The organism is Paracoccus sp. J56 (genome assembly GCF_019633685.1).
In the GTDB taxonomy this organism is placed as follows: Bacteria; Pseudomonadota; Alphaproteobacteria; order Rhodobacterales; family Rhodobacteraceae; genus Paracoccus; species Paracoccus kondratievae.
Genome location: NZ_JAFL01000071.1, coordinates 1 through 1412, shown reverse-complemented (window position 1 = coordinate 1412; position 1412 = coordinate 1). Strand labels below are relative to the sequence as shown.

The following is a 1412-nucleotide window of genomic DNA, read 5'->3' as shown; positions in this document are numbered from 1 at the left end:
TCAAGATGTCGATGAACCCGTTCGACGAGATTGCGGTTGAGGAGGCGATCCGCCTGAAGGAGTCCGGGAAGGCCTCTGAGGTGATCGCGGTTTCGATCGGTGTGAAGCAGGCAGCCGAGACGCTGCGGACGGCGCTTGCGATGGGCGCGGACCGTGCGATCCTGGTGGTTGCTGCCGATGATGTGCATCAGGACATCGAGCCCCTGGCGGTGGCCAGGATCCTGGCGAAAGTGGCGCAGGAAGAGGGCGCGGGCCTGATCATCGCCGGCAAACAGGCGATCGACAACGACATGAACGCGACCGGCCAGATGCTGGCGGCGCTGCTGGGCTGGGCGCAGGCGACCTTTGCCAGCAAGCTCGAGGTTGATGGCGGCAAGGCCCGGGTCACGCGTGAGGTTGACGGCGGGCTGCAGACGATCGAGGTCAGCCTGCCTGCGGTGGTGACCGCCGACCTGCGTCTGAACGAGCCGCGCTATGCGAGCCTGCCCAATATCATGAAGGCCAAGAAAAAGCCGCTCGATGAAAAGACCGCCGGTGATTACGGCGTGGATGTTTCGCCGCGGCTTGAGGTTCTCAAGACCCGCGAGCCCGAGGGGCGCAAGGCCGGCATCAGGGTCGGCTCGGTCGATGAGCTGGTTGGCAAGCTGAAAGAAGCGGGGGTGATCTGATGGCTGTTCTGCTGCTTGGAGAAGTGACGGGTGGTGTTCTGAACCGCGATGCGACCGCCAAGGCGGTCAGCGCGGTCAGGGGCCTGGGCGATGTGACGGTGCTCTGCGCCGGCGCCTCGGCGAAAGCGGCCGCCGCGGAGGCCGCGACGATCGCCGGCGTGTCGAAAGTGCTGGTGGCGGAAAGCCCGGTCTATGGCCACCGGCTGGCCGAGCCGACGGCGGCGCTGATCGTGTCTTTGGCGGGTGACTACGACCATATCGCCGCGCCTGCGACGACGGATGCCAAGAACGTCATGCCGCGGGTTGCGGCGCTTCTGGACGTGATGGTGCTGTCGGATGTCTCGGCGGTGATCGGCGCGGATACGTTCGAGCGGCCGATCTATGCCGGCAACGCGATCCAGACGGTCAGGTCGAAGGACGCAAAGAAGGTCTTCACCATCCGCACGGCCAGCTTTGATGCGGCGGGCGAGGGTGGCTCGGCCGCGGTCTCGGATGTGGCTGCTGCTGCGGATCCCGGCCTGTCGTCCTGGGTCGGCGACGAGGTGGCGCAATCGGACCGCCCCGAGCTGACCTCGGCGAAACGTGTGGTCTCGGGCGGTCGCGGCCTTGGCTCGAAAGAGAGCTTCGGGATCATCGAGGCGCTTGCCGACAAGCTGGGCGCCGCGGTCGGCGCCTCGCGCGCGGCGGTGGACTCGGGCTACGCGCCGAACGACTGGCAGGTTGGCCAGACCGGCAAGGTTGTCG

The 1412-nt window shown here is 66.7% G+C and carries 2 protein-coding genes; both read left to right on the top strand.

The window, feature by feature from the left end; genetic code table 11:
* A partial coding sequence (locus M511_RS19000; protein WP_085503269.1) for an electron transfer flavoprotein subunit beta/FixA family protein occupies positions 1-668 on the top strand: 668 nt, incomplete at its 5' end.
* Positions 668-1412, top strand: a 745-nt coding sequence (locus M511_RS18995; protein ID WP_085503267.1) for an electron transfer flavoprotein subunit alpha/FixB family protein, incomplete at its 3' end; no start/stop codon positions are given. The genes M511_RS19000 and M511_RS18995, both read left to right, overlap by 1 nt.